This window comes from Streptomyces sp. NRRL S-455, from assembly GCF_000717875.1.
In the GTDB taxonomy this organism is placed as follows: Bacteria; Actinomycetota; Actinomycetes; order Streptomycetales; family Streptomycetaceae; genus Streptomyces.
Window position 1 is genome coordinate 243117 of the sequence record NZ_JOCT01000011.1, and the last position, 17198, is coordinate 260314.

At 71.8% G+C, this 17198-nt stretch carries 17 protein-coding genes; 7 read left to right on the forward strand and 10 right to left on the reverse strand.

Features of this window, described 5'->3' with window-relative positions; all coding sequences use genetic code 11:
• Window positions 1-331: 331 nt before the first annotated feature.
• Window positions 332-1369, forward strand: coding sequence for a rod shape-determining protein (locus IE97_RS0115910; RefSeq protein WP_030239236.1), 1038 nt, complete (start codon window positions 332-334; stop codon window positions 1367-1369).
• A 40-nt stretch (window positions 1370-1409) separates the two neighbouring features.
• Here the strand turns inward: IE97_RS0115910 and IE97_RS0115915 are convergent, their stop codons facing one another.
• Both IE97_RS0115915 and IE97_RS0115920 read right to left on the reverse strand, forming a co-directional pair.
• Window positions 1410-2363: a sensor histidine kinase gene (locus tag IE97_RS0115915; RefSeq protein ID WP_030239240.1), complete on the reverse strand. Its 954-nt coding sequence runs from the start codon at window positions 2361-2363 to the stop codon at window positions 1410-1412.
• Window positions 2360-2716: an STAS domain-containing protein gene (locus tag IE97_RS0115920; protein WP_030239244.1), complete on the reverse strand. Its 357-nt coding sequence runs from the start codon at window positions 2714-2716 to the stop codon at window positions 2360-2362. Before IE97_RS0115920 ends, IE97_RS0115915 begins: the two co-directional genes overlap by 4 nt.
• A 183-nt stretch (window positions 2717-2899) precedes the next feature.
• Here IE97_RS0115920 and IE97_RS0115925 point away from each other — a divergent pair, with 183 nt between their 5' ends.
• The 6 genes from IE97_RS0115925 (at window position 2900) to uppS (ending at window position 8782) form a co-directional block, all read left to right on the forward strand.
• Entirely contained in the window at window positions 2900-3583 is a 684-nt protein-coding gene (locus tag IE97_RS0115925) for an ANTAR domain-containing response regulator (protein ID WP_030239247.1), read from the forward strand.
• 156 nt (window positions 3584-3739) lie between these two features.
• Window positions 3740-4942: a hypothetical protein gene (locus tag IE97_RS0115930; protein WP_030239250.1), complete on the forward strand. Its 1203-nt coding sequence runs from the start codon at window positions 3740-3742 to the stop codon at window positions 4940-4942.
• Window positions 4943-4944: 2 nt separating this feature from the next.
• Window positions 4945-5520 (forward strand): hemerythrin domain-containing protein, encoded by a 576-nt coding sequence (locus IE97_RS0115935; RefSeq protein ID WP_051705000.1) that lies wholly within the window; start codon window positions 4945-4947, stop codon window positions 5518-5520.
• Between the two features lie 118 nt (window positions 5521-5638).
• Window positions 5639-5881, forward strand: a complete 243-nt coding sequence (locus IE97_RS0115940) for a DUF6411 family protein (protein ID WP_030239255.1) — start codon at window positions 5639-5641, stop codon at window positions 5879-5881.
• Between the two features lie 25 nt (window positions 5882-5906).
• On the forward strand, window positions 5907-6872 hold the full coding sequence (locus IE97_RS0115945) for a YihY/virulence factor BrkB family protein (protein WP_030239258.1): 966 nt from the start codon (window positions 5907-5909) through the stop codon (window positions 6870-6872).
• Window positions 6873-7033: 161 nt separating this feature from the next.
• Entirely contained in the window at window positions 7034-8782 is a 1749-nt protein-coding gene (uppS, locus tag IE97_RS43455; protein ID WP_037844360.1) for a polyprenyl diphosphate synthase, read from the forward strand.
• Window positions 8783-8793: 11 nt separating this feature from the next.
• Here uppS and IE97_RS0115955 read toward each other — a convergent pair whose 3' ends face one another.
• Genes IE97_RS0115955 through IE97_RS0115990 form a run of 8 tightly spaced genes read right to left on the reverse strand, consistent with a single transcriptional unit; the run spans window position 8794 to window position 17198 of the window.
• The gene (locus IE97_RS0115955; RefSeq protein WP_030239263.1) at window positions 8794-9594 is read right to left on the reverse strand and encodes a hypothetical protein; all 801 of its coding nucleotides are present in this window, start codon (window positions 9592-9594) and stop codon (window positions 8794-8796) included.
• Between the two features lie 23 nt (window positions 9595-9617).
• Window positions 9618-10148: a hypothetical protein gene (locus IE97_RS0115960; protein ID WP_234331824.1), complete on the reverse strand. Its 531-nt coding sequence runs from the start codon at window positions 10146-10148 to the stop codon at window positions 9618-9620.
• Window positions 10121-11398, reverse strand: a complete 1278-nt coding sequence (locus IE97_RS0115965; RefSeq protein ID WP_030239269.1) for an MCE family protein — start codon at window positions 11396-11398, stop codon at window positions 10121-10123. Before IE97_RS0115965 ends, IE97_RS0115960 begins: the two co-directional genes overlap by 28 nt.
• A complete protein-coding gene (locus IE97_RS0115970; RefSeq protein ID WP_030239272.1) occupies window positions 11395-12681 on the reverse strand; it encodes an MCE family protein in 1287 nt (428 codons plus the stop codon). Before IE97_RS0115970 ends, IE97_RS0115965 begins: the two co-directional genes overlap by 4 nt.
• A complete protein-coding gene (locus IE97_RS0115975) occupies window positions 12678-13811 on the reverse strand; it encodes an MCE family protein (protein ID WP_199807109.1) in 1134 nt (377 codons plus the stop codon). Before IE97_RS0115975 ends, IE97_RS0115970 begins: the two co-directional genes overlap by 4 nt.
• Complete coding sequence (locus IE97_RS0115980) at window positions 13808-14911, reverse strand: MCE family protein (protein ID WP_420706092.1); 1104 nt, start codon at window positions 14909-14911, stop codon at window positions 13808-13810. Before IE97_RS0115980 ends, IE97_RS0115975 begins: the two co-directional genes overlap by 4 nt.
• Complete coding sequence (locus tag IE97_RS0115985; protein ID WP_030239282.1) at window positions 14908-15945, reverse strand: MCE family protein; 1038 nt, start codon at window positions 15943-15945, stop codon at window positions 14908-14910. The genes IE97_RS0115980 and IE97_RS0115985 overlap by 4 nt, the downstream gene beginning before the upstream one ends.
• Entirely contained in the window at window positions 15942-17198 is a 1257-nt protein-coding gene (locus IE97_RS0115990; RefSeq protein ID WP_030239285.1) for an MCE family protein, read from the reverse strand. Before IE97_RS0115990 ends, IE97_RS0115985 begins: the two co-directional genes overlap by 4 nt.

The following is a 17198-nucleotide window of genomic DNA, read 5'->3' on the forward strand; positions in this document are numbered from 1 at the left end:
CGGCGAGTGCCGCTTCGACCTGGCCGCGTACCTCCTGCGTCACCTGCTCCGCCCGATCGTGCGTCATGTCCGCCGCCCCAGCCCGTCGGCTGTCACGACAACCACAGCACACCAGTACGGCTCACCCGCCGCGTTTCAGGGCCTTTCATGCTTTCTCCACGAACCCGCCGCGGAAGAGCCCCCCGTTCGGCGGCCCCCCGCCCGGCCCCCTCAGAAAGGCGGTCCCGCCGCTTCCGGCGCACGATGCGAGGGAGGACCGCCGCCCGGCGGCCCCAGTCGAGGCCCGCCACCTGGCGGCCGCCCACGGTCTGTGCTCTCGGGAGGACCTGCCATGACCGCCAGTCTGGAGCAGTTGCGCCGTTGCCACTTCGCCGTCGACCTGGGGGCGGCCCGTACCCGCGTCTACGTCAAGGGCGCCGGGCTCGTCGTGGACCAGCCGTCCGCCGCCGCCGTGAACACCCGCACCGGGGCGCTGATCGCGGTCGGCGAGCTCGCGGAGAAGATGACGGGCCGCACGCCCGACTACATCCGGGTGGTCCGCCCGGTCACCGGCGGCACCGTCGTCGACATCGAGATGGCGCAGCGCATGCTGCGGCACCTGCTCGGCGACAAGATGCGCCGCAGCCTGCGCCGCAAGCCGATCCTGCGCGCGGCGGCCTGCACCCCGCACGACGCCGACCCGCTGGCCCAGCGTGCCGCGATCGAGACGCTGGTCGGTCTGGGGGCGCGCCGCGTGGAGCTGGTGGACACGTTGATCGCCGCCGCCATCGGGTGTGGGCTGCCGGTGGAGCAGCCCGAGGCCACCATGATCATGGTGTGCGGGGCGGCGGCCACCCAGGTGGCCGTGCTGTCCCTCGGTTCGATCGTCACCGCCGAGCGCATCCCGGTGGGCGGGGAGGCCGTCGACCACGCGATCGTGCAGCACCTGCGGCACGAGCACGAGCTGATGCTGCCCAGTCAGTCGGTACGGCCACTGCAGCTGGCCCTGTCCGGCAACGGCCTCACCCCGCACGGTCCGGCTTCCACCGAGATCCACGGGCGGGACGTCGCCACCGGTCTGGCCCGTTCCGTGCAGGTCGACACCGCGGCCGTGCGGGACGCCATCCAGACGCCGCTCACCGCCGTCCTCGACGGCATCGGCCAGGTGCTGCGGGACTGCCCGCCCGACCTGGTGGCCGACCTGGTCGACCGGGGGATCATGATGGTCGGCGGCAGCGCGCTGCTGCCGGGCCTGGACCAGATGCTGCGGCAGGCGACCGGTATGCCCGTGCACATCGCCGAGCGTCCGGACGTGTGTGCCGTACAGGGCCTCGGCGCGATGCTGGAGGGCAGGATCGAGCCGCTGACGCTGGATCCGCTGGGGAGTTGAGTGACCGGGGAGGCCCCCAAGGCGCCGTGGCGGCCGCTCCTCAGCGGGCGAACCAGCAGCGTACGGTCGTCCCGTCGTCGCCCGTGTGCACCCGCACCAGGTCGGAGATCAGGTTGACCAGCAGCAGTCCGCGCCCGCCGCGCTGGTCGCGGGGCACGGGCCGGCGCCCGGCCAGGAGGTCCGCGAGGCGACCCTGGTCGCGGACCTCGCACACCACGTAGCCGTCCTCGGTCCACACCCGCATCACTCCGGAGCCACCCCCGTGCACCACGCTGTTGGTGGTGAGCTCTGCCATGGCGAGGGCCAGGTCGTCGAGCTTGACGCCGGTGAGGCCGTACCGGGAGCCCTCCCCGACGGCCACGTGCCGGGCCTGAGAGAGGGAGTCGGCGTCGAAGGCGAACGTCAGCGCGTCGGGGACGGGCGGCAGCGGCTCGTTGTAGCGGGCGACGACGTCACCGGGCGCGTACGCGTCGCTGCCCTGCTCCTGCCGGGAACCGGAGCGGATGACGGTGGGGTGGGTGGCGTACGCGTCCGCGAGGACGTGTTCCGGCAGCTGCTCGACGTCGTACGGACACAGGATGGTCGCCGCGCGGCCCTGGAAGGACGCGTTGATGAGCGCCTCGTGCTGGGCGCAGGCGGGGTACTCGAGGTCGGAGCGCCCGGCCCAGATGGGCTCGCCGATGATCCGGACCCGGGTGCCGGGCGGCTGGGCGTCGGCGAAGGCGCGCAGCACGCCGGGGATGATCCGTCCGGGGTTGCGTCCGGCCTCGCGCATGTCCAGGAGCCGCACGGAGCCGGCGTCGTCACCCAGCGCGTCGCGGATCAGCTCCAGGTTCTTGCCGGGCACGGCGACCGCCACCGGCTCTCCGGCCGCGAGGGCTTCGCGCACGAAGGGGACGGTGCCGTCGAGGTACTCCTCCTCGTCCCGGTAGAAGAGGGCGGGGTGGACGAAGGGCTCCAGAGACCCGAAGGGTTCGGTCACGGCAGTTGTCATGACGTCGACACCTCGATCCCCGTCTGGCCGGGCCAGAGGAGGTCCAGGGTGCGTCGCAGGGCCGACGGCGGCCGCCGCACCACGAACCGCCGCCCCTCCTGGAGCCGTCCGGCGGCGGCCGCGAGCGCACCCGCGCCCGCGACGTCGACGAACGTCACATCGGACAGCTCCAGGTAGTACACGTCGTCATCCTCGCGAACGGCCTCGTCCAGTACACCTTCCCAGATGGCACGGGTCGTCAGGGCGATCTCACCCGCCGCACGGACCCCGCTGCGCCCGGTCAGCGGGAACACCGCCAGGCGCGGCACGGAATCGCGGGATCCGGCGGCCGGCACACGATGCGAAGTGTTCACGCCCTCTCCCCACGTTCTGGACCACAGCGCTCGTACCCATCCGGGGAAGGCTCATTCCCCGTCCGGGAGTGTAGTAAGCCGTAAGGCGGGCAGGCGCACCTCACACGGACGTCCACGGGGGCGAGTGACGTCGTGCAGTTCCGCGTGGACGAACACGACCGACGAGGACGAGAAGGCGGTGACATGACCTCTGCGGCATCACCACATCTCACAGGAGGGTCGAATCCCCTGCTCATCAGTGGCCGCGTGTGCGCGGAACGGGCAGAGCTCACCCCGCGTGGTGAGTTCGTGCACGGGTGCGCCGAAGCTTTGGCTAGAGCTTTGGAGGAGCTGCCGAACACCGTCACGCGGGTAGACCTGGACATGGGGGACGTGCACTTCATGGACACCGCGGGCCTGGAGTTCCTGGACGTGCTGAGCGACTACGGACGGCAGCGTTCGCTGACGATCACGACCTCGAACTGGAACGGCCAGCCGCTGCGGATCCTGGAACTGGCGGGCCTGGACACCTCGGACCCGCTCCGTTCCACGACGGACCAGGTCGCGCCCGCCACGGCCGCGGGGTCCTCGGTCGTCTTCCTGGAACGCGCGGAGCGCCTGCACATCCTTCAGGAGGAGGTCGAGCAGCTCCGTCAGGCGATCGCCTCCCGCCCGGTCATCGACCAGGCCCGGGGCATCCTCATGGCCACCCACGGCTGCACCTCCGACGAGGCCTGGCACATCCTCCGCGAGACGTCCCAGCTCTCCAACACCAAGCTCCGCGAGGTGGCCGCCGCGGTGACGGCCGGCGCGGAGACGAACGGCCCGCCCCCGCCCCCGGAACTCCGCACGGCCCTGCAGAGGGCCCTCGCCCGCCGACGGGGCTGAATCCCGGCCCGGTGCGGATCCTGGGACCGGGCCGGGGGTAAGGGTGCTTGTGGTGGGGGTTGGGGGTAAGGGTGCATGGGCCGGCCGGCCGTTTGGCCCCATGGCCCCCGGGTACTCGGCGGCGTCCCGCTCCGGTCCTGCCGAGGAGTTACTCCCATGGGTTTCAACCCCCTCGAGCACCATGGCATCCCCCTCGACCGTCAGCTCCGCAGCTGGCGGGAACTGGACGTCGAGCCGATCGACCCCGACCGCAGCGACCCCTACACCCGCTGCCGCGTCATCACGATGAACGGCATCGAGGTCGAGGCGATCCTCTTCAGCCACCAGTTGGCCCGGCGCTGCCCCGACCCGGAGGTCAAACGGCTGCTCGCCGAGGTCCGCTACGTCGAGCACCAGCAGCAGAAGGCCGTCAACTGGCTGCTGCCGGGCCTCGCCTCAGTCCTGGAGACGACCATCGCCTACGAGCAGGTCGCCGTGGACCTCACCGGCTGGGTCGCCCGCCACGAGCCCGACCCGTACCTGAAGCAGGCGTACGAGTTCGGCGTGCTGGAGGACTTCGACCACCTGTACCGGTACGCCAACCTCTACGAGATGATCGAGCACCGCAAGGCGGAGTCGATCGTCGACGGCCTCACCGAGGTGATGCCGGGCCGCCCCACGAAGTTCCACCACCGCCACCCGCACGACAACGTGCGCGAGCCGTACGACCGGTCGACCACGAACCCGCTGTCCAAGCTGCACGCCCTGACCATCATGTCGGCGGAGCAGCAGACCATGAACTTCTACATGAACGTCGGCCCCCAGTACATGGAGCCCATCGCGCGGCAGCTCTACCAGGAGATCGGCCTGATCGAGGAGGAGCACGTCACCCACTACGAGTCCCTGGTCGACCCGGGCGAGACGTGGTGGGAGCAGCTCGTCAACCACGAGTACAACGAGTGCTACCTCTACCACTCCTTCATGGAGCAGGAGAGCGACCCGAAGGTGAAGGCCATCTGGGAGCTGCACCTGAACATGGAGCTCGAACACCTGCGGATCGCCTGCGACCTGATGCGCCGTCATGACGGCCGCGAGCCCCAGGAGATCTTCGCCCCGGAGCTGCCGAACGTGCTCACCTTCGAGGAGAACAAGGCGTTCGTGCGCGACCTCCTGGACACCCAGATGGACCTGACCACGCTGGGCACCGGCTACGTCCGGGACGCGCACGAGCGGTTCGAGAAGATGCAGGAGCGGATCCACGGCGGCGAGGAGCCGCCCAGCGAGCGCGTGATGGCCCAGCACCACGAGATGTTCGGCCGCGAGTACCGCATGGAGACCGAGGGGGAGCACCCGGACCCCGCCCTGAGGGAGAGGGGCTGACCGTGGCCGGAATCGCCGCGAGTGACGCCGACGTCGTGGCCCTGCTGATGCGTCAGCACGGCGACATCCGCAACCTCTTCGACGAGGTCGAGCGAACCAGCGGGGACGAGCGCCGCGACGCGTTCCGCCGGCTGGTCCGGCTGCTGGCCGTGCACGAGACGGCCGAGGAGGAGGTCGTCCGCCCCTTCACCCGGTCGAACGTGCCGGGCGGCGAGCAGGTGGTGGAGGACCGTCTGACCGAGGAGCGGGAGGCGAAGGAGGTCCTGTCCCGGCTGGACGGCATGGACACCGACGACCCGAAGTTCCTGACGGAACTCCTCGCCCTGCGGCTGGACGTGATGGCCCATGCCCGTGCCGAGGAGCGCTACGAGTTCATCCACATCCGCCGGCACGCGGACCAGGACCGTCTCGCGTCCATGGCCTCGGCCCTGAAGGCCGCCGAGGCCATGGCCCCGACCCACCCGCACCCCGGCACGGAGTCCGCGGCGAAGAACATCGCCCTCGGCCCGGTCGCGGCCGTGGTCGACCGCGACGACGAGAGCGCGCCGGACGACGGCGGCGACGGTGAAGACGGCTGAGACGGCGAGGACGGCACGGAGGGCACGGAGGGCACGGAGGGTACCGGCGCCGGGGAAGCCACATAGAGGCGTCGTGGCGGGGCACTTGTCTCCTCCCACCCCTCACTGGAGGTAGCTCGTGATCGTCGCCGTCGTCATCGCCGGATGTGTGGTCCTGGCCCTGCTGGCCTTCCTGGTTCCCCGCCTGTCCCGCCACCCCGAGCGCGGCACACAGCGTTCGCTCGGGGCCGGTGCACGCGCCGGCGGCAAGGCACCCGGCATACTGGGCAGGCTGCTCAGCAAGCCCTTCCACACCAGTTCCCGCGCCGTGGGCCGCAGCGGCTCGGCCGGCCGTCGCACCCGGGGCCGTATGCCCTTCTGACGCGTGACACGAGGAGACCTTCTCGATGGGCACCGCCGTGCACGTCCCGCAGACGCGGGACATGATCGGGGAGGAACTCTCCGGCGACGAGGCGTTCACCGCGCTGCGCCGCTACGGAGGCCGTCGGCTGCTCATCGACGCGTTCACCCGGTTCCGCTACGCCGACGGCTTCAGCAGCTCCCGCTCCCTCGCCTTCCAGGTGGTCCTGGGCATGGTGCCGTTCACCATCGCGCTGGTCGGCGTGGCCACCACGGTGCACACGGAGAGCGTGGGCCGGATCATCGAGCTGACCCTGGGCCGGATCGTGCCCGGTGCCAGCGCGAGCCTGGTCGAGGACGCCCTGGACAACACCGCCCGCAGCGCGGGCTCCAGCGTCTGGGGCGCCGTCGCCATGTGGCTGGGCCTGGCGTTCGCCCTGGTCAACCTGGCCTCGGCGATGGCCCAGGTCGAGCGCGGCGCCAACCGCATCTACGGCATCGAGCGTGACCGGCCCTTCCTCGCCAAGTACGGGCGGTCCCTGCTCCTCGCCCTCGCCGCGGGCATGCCGATGGTGCTGGGCTTCCTGGTGCTGGTGGCGGGCGACGCCGTCGGAAGCGCGGTGGTGCGGGCCCTCGGCTGGTCCGGCACCTGGCTCGACTGGTGGGGTTCTCTCGACGTGCCGCTGGGTGTGGCGCTCGCGTGGATCGCCTCGGCGGTGATCTTCCGCTGGGCTCCCCGCCGGGATCAACCGGGCTACACCTGGCTGGCGTTCGGCTCCGCGGTCCATCTGGTGCTGTGGATCGCGGCCACCTGGCTGCTGGCGCTCTACGTCGAGAGGAGCGGCTCCTTCGGCGCCGTGTACGGGCCGTTGACGGCCTTCGTCGCCCTGTTGCTGTGGGCCAACCTGACCGGTGTGGCACTGTTCCTCGGCATCGCGTTCGCCGCTCAGCTCGAGGCGGCCCGGGCCGGCATCACCGAGGCCGCGCGGCCGGACCCGGGGCCGGGACCGTGACGTAGCCGGCCTACGGCAGCGGCAGAAGCGGGTGGAAGCGGGTCGGGCCGGATCGGTGTCGCTTCCCCGGCCCCTGTGATCAACGCCCCCAACCAGGACGTATGGTCCTAGTTGTGAGCGATGCGCCTCCCGCGACCACAGCAGCGGCAGACCGACCGGCGATGACCGGCCTTCCGGTGACCGGCGACGATCCGTCCCTGCGGGCGGCGTACCGGCTGTGCCGGCGCCTTACCAGAGAACAGGACCCGGCGGAGTACGCGCTGATCCAGCTGGTGCCGGCGCCTCTGCGCCCGGCGCTGCACGCCCTGTGGGCGGCCGCCAACGCCCTCGACGACCTGGGCGACGACCGTACGGCCCCGGCCGCCGAACGGGCCGCCCGGGTCGAGGCCTGGATCACCGCCCTGCACCGCGAACTGCCCACCGGATCCAGCCCGGACCCGGTCCGCCACGCCCTCGTGGACACCGCGGCCCGGTGGCGCCTGGACCTGTCCGAACTGCGCGACGCCATGGTCCAGGTCAGGGACGACACCCGCGGCAGGCGCTTCGACGACTGGGCCGCCTGGCGTGCCTGGGGCCGGGACAACCTGCTGCCCTGGTTCGGCCAGGTCCGCACCCTCTTCGACCGGGCCGGCGTCCCCGTGGCCCTGCGTCTGGACGCCCGGGAGAGCTACGAGGAGTTCCTCGACGGCGTCCGGCTCACGGACATCCTCAGCGACCTGTCCGCCGACCTGGCCGAGGGCGACCTCCTCCTGCCCGACGAGGTACTCGACCGGTATCCCGGTTCCGCGGCCGACCTGGCCGACCGCCGCTGGAGCCCCGCCGTGTCCGCCTTGATCACTCACCTGACCGGCCTGGCCCGCCAGTGGGTGACCCAGGGCGCCCTCACCCGCGGCATGCACCCCGGCCCCGCCACCGTCCTGCACACCATGGCCGCCCTGCTGCACGCCCAGCTCGACGCCGTCGACTCCGCCGGTCCGGACCTCCTGCGCACCCAGCCCCGCCCCACGGTCCTCACCCGCGCCCGCGTCCTCGCCCCGGCCCGGGCCCGCGCCGCCCTCGCCTGGTCCCTGACCCCCCTGACGGTCCCGCCGCCCCGGCAAGCCGGCCCGCACGAGCCGCCCGCGCCCGCCCCACCGTCACCCGCCACGGCCTTCCGACCCCCGCCACCCCACCCCAGCGGGGAGCGGCCGCCGCGGATCCCGCCCGGCGACCTGCCCGCCCACGTCGCCGTGATCATGGACGGCAACGGACGCTGGGCCCAGCAGCGCGGCCTGCCCCGGCACGAGGGCCACCGCGCCGGCTCCGGCGCCGTCCGCGAGATGGTCCACGGCGCCCTGGAGGTCGGCCTGCGCCACCTGACCCTCTACACCTTCTCCACCGAGAACTGGAAGCGCGGCACCGAGGAGGTCGACGCGATCCTCGACCTGCTGCGCCGCGAGCTCACCGACAACCCCTTCGAGGACCTGGACGTCCGGCTGCGCTGGCACGGCCGCACCGGCCGCCTGCCCGCCGAGCTGACCGAACTCCTCCACCTACGGGAACGCACCACCCGCACGCGCACCGGCCTGACGCTGACGATGTGCATCGACTACGGCGGCCGGGACGAGCTCACCCGCACCGCCGCCGCCCTGGCCCGCCGGGTCCGGGCCGGTCACCTCGACCCCGACCTGATCACCGAGGAGGACTTCGCCCGGCACCTGCCCCTCGCCGACCTGCCGGACGTCGACCTGCTCTGGCGCACCGGCAGCGAGCAGCGCACCTCCAACTTCCTCCCCTGGCACACGGCCTACGCCGAACTGCACTTCACCCCCGACCTGTGGCCCGACACCGACCGCCGGCACCTCTGGCAGGCCGTCACCGCCTACACCCACCGCCAGCGCCGCCACGGCACCGCCCCGGCCACGTCCTGAGCCGACGGGCCCTACAGCGCGTCCACGGCGCTCACCTTCCAGCCCTCGGAGGTGCGGGTGAGCGTCATCCGCACCCGGTTCAGGTCCACGCGGGACCCGGTGACCTGGGTGCTCGTGGTGACCTGGTTGACGAACAGCAGGATCACGGCCTTGTCCGGTTCGGCCGACACGACGGACTCCGCGGGCCGGTCACCGTTCGCGGGTGCCGCCACCGTCGCCTTCACCACACCGTGGTACTTCCTGGCGGTCGGTCCGACGACCTTGGCCGTGGTCCTGCCGTACTCGTCGCGGAAGGCGCCGGTCAGATGGGCGCGGGCGCGGGCGAAGTCCCGGTCGAGACGCCGGTAGTCGTACGACAGGACGACGGGCGCCGCCTTCCGCGCGGCCGCGAGCGCCTCTCCCCGCGCCTGTTCCGCGCGCCGCCCCTCGCGGTACTGCCACCCGAGCACCGCGACGGCGGCCAGGCCTGCCACGAGGAGGACGCAGAGCGCCACGGTGAGCGGCCGTCGCCAGAGCCGTCGTACGGACGCCCTCTCCTCCGGCACCTCCCCGGACTCCGGCACTTTCCCGGACTCAGGCACGTCCCCCGGCTCGGGCACCTGCTCCGGCTCCGGCTCCGGCGGGTCGTCCCACCCGCCCGGAGCGTCGATCACCAGCGTGCGCCCGGGGGACGGTTCCTCGGCCCGTGATGGTGCCCCGTCCGCGAGGGGCTCCCCGCGTCGGGTGCGCTTGGCCGCCGCGCGGGCGGCCGCGGTCAGGGTGCGGCGGGCGGGGGAGCCGGCGCCGCGGCCCCGCGTGGTCGTGTTCGCCACGGTCTTTCTCCTCACCTCGGGTGTCAGCCCACGAACTCGACGTCGGACGTCAGCCAGCGGCCGTCCTTGAGTACGAGGTCGAGCTGGAGCCGGTACGTGCGCGGCTCTCCGCCCGGCACGGCCGTGTTGGTCACCTTGCTGTCGGCGACGACCAGGACCCGGGCGGAGCGGCTGTCGGACCGCACGATGCCCGCTTCGAGGACCTGTCCCTCGGACACGGACTTGTTCCGGGCGACCAGTTGGGTCAACTGCTCGGTCTGCGCGGTGAACTGCTTCTTGAAGTCGCCGGTGGCGCTCTTGAGCACGTTCCGGCTGTCCCGGTCGTAGTGGCGGTAGTCGAGCGAGGTGAAGTTGAGCGCCGACTGGCGGGCCGCCGCCAGGATGTCCTGCCGCCGCTGCTCCGTCGAGCGCTGCTCGGCCAGCCCGAGGGCCAGCCAGACCGACAGCACGGTCGTCACGACGGTCGCGACGACGAGTCCGGCGGACAGCGCCGCCCTGCGGCGCCCCCGCTTCTCACCGTCGGCGTTCAAGCCATCGGTCCGACGAGTAGCCATTGCCACGACTCCTTTCCGAAGACGGTCTGTTCGCCACCCGTCGAGCCGATCTCGACGGGTGTCCCGTCCGGGCCGGTGGCGGTGCCGCTGTCCGGGTCGTACGGGGTGACGTGAGCGGCCCGGTCGGCGCCGTACGGACCGCCCGGGGCGCCGGGGGCGTTCTGCGCGCCGCGCACCGAGGTGTCGCTGCCGCGCGGTGCCGTGCAGCGGGCGTCGGTGTTGGCGGGGCGGGTGCCGGTGTCGGCGGGGTCGCGCCGCCGTGTTCCGCCGTAGCCCTGGGTGCACGGCGGCGGGTCGTCGGCGTTCAGGACGAGGCCGAAGTGGGTGGTGCCGTCACCCGGGATCACCGTGTGGCTGCCGCCGACGACGACCGGGAAGGTGACCAGGGCCTGTTCGACCCCGGGCAGCCGCGCCACGGTGACCTGGCCGCCGCTGATGAGGTTGGCCAGCAGGACGGGCAGGTCCGGCCGGGTCGACTTCAGCAGGGAGTCGACCTCCTGCGCGGCGGGCGTCGCGTTGCCGATCAGCCGGCGCAGGTCCCCGTCGCTCGACTTCAGTTCCCCCGTGAGCGCCGCCAGATCGCGGGAGAAGGACTTGATGGCGGAACCCTGGTCGGACTGTGTCCTGAGGACCGTCCGCGAGTCCTCGATCAGCGAGACCGTCTCGGGGAGCGTGTCGGACGCCGCCTCGACGAGTTCGTTGCCGGAGTCCACCAGCCGGCTCAGCCGTGGCCCGGTGCCGGAGAAGGCCTTGCCCAGCTCGTCGACGGTGGTGCGCAGATCGTCCTTGCCGACCGAGTTGACCAGCCGGTCGAGGCTGACGACGAGGTCGGTGGTCGGCAGTGGCACCCGGGTGTGCTCGCGCGGTATCGGGCTGCCGTCGAGCAGGTAGGGGCCGCCGCCACGCCGGGGTTGCAGGTCGACGTACTGCTCGCCCACCGCCGAGCGGTTGGCGACCACGGCCAGGGTGTCGGCCGGGATCCGGGGTGCGTCGTCCTCGATCTCCAGGGCCACCGACACCCCCGAGCCGGCCAGCCGCAACTCGCCCACCCGGCCCACCGGCACCCCTCGGTAGGTGACCTCGGCGCCGGAGAAGATGCCCCCGGACGCGGCGAAGTCGGCGCGCACGGTGTAGCCCCGGTCGAGAACCTCGTCCACCAGGCCGGTGTACTCGGCGCCGACGTACGACACCCCGACGGCGGTGAGGACGGTGAAGGCGAGCAGCTGGGCCTTGACCGTACGTGTGATCACGGCTGGATTCCCTTCAGCATGAGCTCGGCGAGCGCGAGGTCGATCCCGGGCGGGAGGCGGCCGGAGTCCGCTCGGGGGCCGTAGCCCGCGGTGCACACCGGTGGGCACAGCACGTCGCCGCCGTCCGAGGGCGCCGAAGGCTCGACCGGCACCTCCGGGACCTTGGGCGGCGCGGTCGGCGTCGGGACACCGGGCACGTCCGGGAGGTCCGGCGCCTCGGGCAGGTCCGGCAGGTCCGGGGTGCCGGAGCCGTCACCGCCCTCGCCGGAGCCGCCGGGCTTGTCCTTGACGTTGCCGTAGATGCCCGCCAGGTCGAGGTCGGCGGTGACCGCGAGGTTGACGTAGTCGCCCTTGACGGCGTCGACCACGTTGCGTGGGAAGGGGTAAGTGGTCAGCAGCTCGAGGGAGTTGGGCAGGTCGTCGCCCGCCTTGTCGAGCTGCTGCAGGATCGGCCTCAGCCGCTTGAGGTTGGCGACGGCGTCGTCCCGCGAGGCGTTCACGACCCGGGTGCCGGTCTTGCCCAGCTTCGACAGGGCGGTGAGCATCCGCGTGAGGTCGCGGCGCTGGTCGGCGAGGACCTTCAGGGCGGGCGGCACCGTGTCGACGGCCTCGGCGATCGTCTTCCTCTCCTTCCGCAGCCGCTCGGCCAGCCGGTCGATGCCCTTGAGGGCGCGGACGATCTCCGCGCGCTGCCCGTCGAGGCCGCCGAGGAACGTGTCGAGTTCCGTGAGCAGGGACCGGAGCCGGTTCTCGCGCCCTTCCAGGGCCTTGTTGAGCTCGACCGTGATCGTCTTGAGCTGCGCCACGCCGCCGCCGTTCAGGAGCGCGGACAGGGCGGACAGCACCTCCTCGATCTCCGGGTTGCGGCCGCTGCGGGACAGCGGGACGCGGTCGCCGTCGCGGAGCCGTCCGACGGGCGCGGTGCCGGCCGGCGGGGACAGCGCCACGTACTTCTCGCCGAGCATGCTGGTCTGCCTCAGATCGGCGACCGCGTTGGCGGGCAGCTTCACCGAGTCGGCGACGCGCAGGCGCACCCGGGCGTGCCAGCCGTCCAGTTCCACCTTCTCGACCGCGCCGACGGTGACGTTGTTGACCTTGACCGCCGACTGCGGCACCAGGTCCAGTACGTCCTTGAACTCGACCGTGACGCGGTAGGCGCGGTCGTCCGCCGCCGCTCCTCCGGGGAGCTCGACGTCGTACCAGCCGTTGAACTGGCAGCCCGACAGCAGCAGCGAACCGGCGGCCGTCCACGCGGCCACGCCCGTTCTGCGGGAGACACTCATGCGCGGCCCTCCAGGATTCCGCCGAGCGTCCGGTCGACCGTGCCGGTCGCGCTTCCGGCCTTCGGCACCTCGGGCAGGGAGTCGAACAGCTTCTTCAGCTCCGCGCAGTCCGGGTTCTTGCCGCCCTCGTCGCCGGTGGTCCTCAGCAGGGAGCACAGCAGGGCGGCGGGGTCCTGCGACTGCTGGGCGTTGTTGCGGGTGTCGAGGGTGCCGGCGGAGGCGTTGTAGGCGTTCTGCAGGTTCGACAGGCCCGTGGGGGCGACCTCCAACAGTTCCTCCAGCGCGGCGCGTTGGGTGACGAGCACCTTGGTGACCTTGCTGAGGCCCCGCACGTTCGACGTCAGCGACGACTTGTTCTCCTTCACGAACTCCGAGACGTCGCCGAGGGCCGCGCCCAGGTGCTTGAGCGCCGCAGCGAGGTCCTTGCGCTCCGCGGCGAGCTGCTCCGCCACGTCGGCGAGGCTGTCGTTGAACGAGCGGACGCTCCGGTCGTCGGCCGCCAGCGCGGCCGTGAACACCTGGAGGTTCCGTACGGTGCCGAACAGGTCACCCCGTCCGTCGGACAGGGTGGTGACGGCCTGCGAGAGGTCCTCGACGGTCTGGTTGAGGTTCTCGCCCTGGCCTTCGAGGTTGTCCGCGCTCACGCCCAGCAGCCGCGACAGGGAGCCGTCCTTGTTCGCGCCCTTCGGGCCGAGCGCCTCGGAGGTGGTGTGCAGGCTGTCGAAGATCCGGTCCAGCTCGACGGGGACGGCCGTGCGCGACTCGGGGATGACGTCGCCGTCCCGCAGCACCGGGCCCTTCCGGTACACCGGCAGCAGCTGCACGTAACGGTCGCTGACCACCGAGGAGTTGATGATGGCGGCCTGAGCGTCGGCGGGCAGCTTGCGGCCCTCCTCGTACTCCAGCTCGACGCGCACCCGGCCGCCCTCCGGCGTGATCCGCTTGACCTCGCCGATACGGATGCCGAGGACGCGGACGTCCGAGCCGGGGTAGATGCCGACGGTGCGCGGGAAGTACGCCGTGACCCGGACGGTACCGGAGCGCGGCCACAGGGCGACGGCGAACGCGGCCAACACCGCGAGCACGGTGAGCAGTACCAGGGTGCGCCGGACGGATGAGCGCCTGGTCATCGTGAGCCTCCCGTACGTGGCACCACCGGGGCGGCGACCAGGTTCTGGACGTAGGAGTCGAACCAGCGGCCGTTGCCGAGGGTGTTGCTGAAGACCCGGACATAGGGCGCGAGCAGCTTGACGCTGCGCTCCAGGCTCGCCTGGTTGCGTTCGAGCATCCTGACGAAGGTGTTGAGGTTCCTGAGTGCGGGCCCGATCTCCTTCCGGTTGTCGTCGACCAGGCCGGAGAGCTCGATGCCCAGCAGGGCGGAGCTCTTGAGCAGCTTGTGGATCGCGGCGCGCCGTTTGCTGATCTCCTTGAACAGCTTGTCGCCGTCCTTGACCAGCGCGGAGAAGTCCTTGGAGTGCGCGGCCAGTACCCCGGTGACGCCGTTGGCGTGGTCGAGGAGTTCCCGCAGTTCCTTGTCGCGCGAGGCCACCGTCCGGGAGATCCGTGACAGTCCTCTGATGGAGGCCCGGACCTCCGCGGGCGAGTCCTGGAAGGTGGTGGAGATGGTGTCCAGCGCCTTCGCGAGTTGCTCCGTGTCGACTTCCTCCGTGGTGGTCGTCAGGTCGCTGAACGCCTGTACGACGTCGTACGCGGACACCGTCCGCCGGAGCGGGATCTCGCTGCCCGGCCGCAGCCGCCCCGGCCCCTTCGGGTGCAGCGCCAGGTACTTCGCGCCGAGGATCGTCTTGACCCGGATGGAGGCCCCGGTGCCGGTGCCGAAGTCCGGGTCGTCCTTGACCTTGAAGGTCACCTTGACGTGGTCGCCGTCCAGATCGACGTCCTCGACCTTGCCGACCTTGACGCCGGCGATCCGCACCTCGTCGCCCGGCTTGAGGCCGCCCGCTTCGGAGAAGGCGGCGCTGTACGTCTCGCCGCCGCCGATGACCGGCAGGCTGTCGGCGTTGAACGCGGCCACGGTCAGCAGCGCGAGGGCGGTGAGCCCGGCCGCGCCGACGACCACGGGGTTGCGGTCCCGGAACGGCTTCAGCCGCGGGCGGCCCGCCTTCCGGGGCAGTCTGATCCCCGGCAGCTTCGGTGGCAGGACGCGCACCTTCATCAGGGGCTCGGGGCGGCGGCGCCGCGTCCTGCGCGCCGCGATGCGGATCCTCATGCGCCGCACCTCGCCCGCGCCACGTGGAACTCGGGGCTGAGCACCTGCTTCGTCTTCGGCAGCACGATCCGTCCGTCGAAGTCGCAGAGGTAGAAGTTGAACCACGAGCCGTAGGACGCCGTCCCCGTCAGCTCGTTGAGCTTGTTCGGCAGCCGCTTCAGCACGCCCTCCACGGTCTTCTCGTTCCTGTTCAGCGTTCCGGTGACCTCGCCGAGACCGGCGATGTCGTCCTTCAGCGGCGGGCGGGCGTCGTGCAGCAGCCCCGACGTGGCCTCCGTGAGGTCGCCGATGCTGACCAGGGACTCCCCGATGGGCTTGCGGTCGGCGGACAGTCCGGAGATCACCCGCCGCAACTGCTTGAGCAACCCGGAGAAGCGGGCGCCGCGCCGGTCGAGGGTCTTCAGTACGGAGTTGAGGTTGTCGATCACGGAGCCGATCAGCTCGTCGCGGTCGGCGAGCGTCGTGGTGAGCGACGCCGTGTGCGCGAGCAGGCTGTTCACGGTGCCGCCCTCGCCCTGCAGGGTCTTGATGATCTCGGTGGCGAGCTGGTTGACGTCGCTGGGGCTCAGCGCGGCGAACAGCGGCTTGAAGCCGTTCAGCAGCGCGTTGAGGTCCAGCGCGGGCTGGGTGCGGGACAGCGGGATGGTGCCGCCGGGCCGCAGCCGGGTGCTGTCACCGGCGCCCTCGGTGAGCGCGATGTACCGCTGCCCGACCAGGTTCCGGTAGCGGACGACCGCGCCGGTGCTGGTGAGCAGCGGGCGGTCCGCGGTGACCGTGAAGGTGACCTCGGCCAGCGTCCGGTCCTTGATCCGGATGCCTTCGACCTCGCCGACCCGCACCCCGGCCACGCGGATGTCGTCGCCCTCCTCAAGGCCGGTCACATCGCTGAACACCGCCCGGTAGGTGTCCTTCGGCGCGAAGGAGATGTTGACGATGGTGGCGGCGAGCAGGGCCGTCGCCAGGATCGTGACCAGCGCGAAGAGGGCGAACTTGGCCAGCGGGGCGGCGGCTTGACGTGCTCCTTGGTTCCTCATGCGACGCTCACCGCCGTCCCCCGGGCCAGCGGGCCGAACAGCAGGGTCGCGACGGGCGGCACCTCGTCCGCCGGTACGTCCATGACGGGGGCCACGAGCGAGCCCACGGCCCGCTGCTCGGCCTCGGTGGCGGACACCTTGACACCTCCGGGCAGAGCGCCGCCCGAGCTACCGGGCGACGTACCGTCGTTGAGTTTCGTGTGCGGGGCGGGCACCTGCGGCCGGGGCAGGCCCCGGCAGTCGGGCCCGGACCGCTCGGCGTACCGCGGCTCCTCGCCGGGCTCGTACGCGGCCTGCGGGCGTACGACCTCCAGCGTGATCCGCATCCGGCCGCCCCGGAACGCCTCCTCGGACACCTTCTCCTGCCGGACCAGGCCGTCGAGGAGGCAGGGGTACTCGGGTGAGTAGCGGGCGAACAGCTCCAGGGTGGGCCGGGAGACCCGGCCCAGCGTGATCAGCCGGTCGCCGTTCGCGTCGAAGAAGTCCTCACCGGTGTCCGCGACGGTCGCCGTGGAGCGGAGCGCCGCGGCCAGCCGGTCCTCCTTCTCGACGATGGTGCGGCTGGTGGTGACCGTGTTCCGCAGGATCCGCATCAGGTCGGGCGCCGCGTCCCCGTAGACCTCGGCGACGTCGGCGAAGCGCGCGATGTCCTCCTTGAGGGACGGCAGATGCGGGTTGAGGCGGCGCAGATAGCTCTCGACGCGGGTGAGGTTGTCGCCGATCCGGTCGCCGCGTCCCTCCAGCGCGGTGGCGAACGCCGAGAGGGTGGCGTTCAGTTCGGCCGGCTCGACCGTGCGCAGCAGCGGCAGCAGGTCGTTCAGCAACCGCTGGAGTTCCATGCCGGCTTTCGTGCGGTCCTGGGTGATGACGTCCCCGGCGCGGATGGGCCGGGCCGCGGAACCGGGCGGCGGCACGAGGTCGACGTACTTCTCGCCGAACAGCGTCTTGGGCAGCAGCCGGGCGTGCACGTCGGACGGGATGAACGCGACGTGCTCCGGCTTGAGCGCGATGTCGAGGGTCGCCTTCTCGCCGTCCGCGCGCACCGAGCGCACCTCGCCGACCAGCAGCCCCCGCAGCTTGACGTCGGCGCGCGGATCGAGCTGGTTGCCGAGGCTGCCGGCCTCCAGGGTGATGCGCACCACCGGGGTGAACGCCTGCTGGTAGACGGCCACGGCGAGCGACAGCAGCAGCGCCAGCACCGCCAGGAAGGCGACGCCGTACAGCCGGAGCCTCAGCACTCTCGTTGCTCTCAT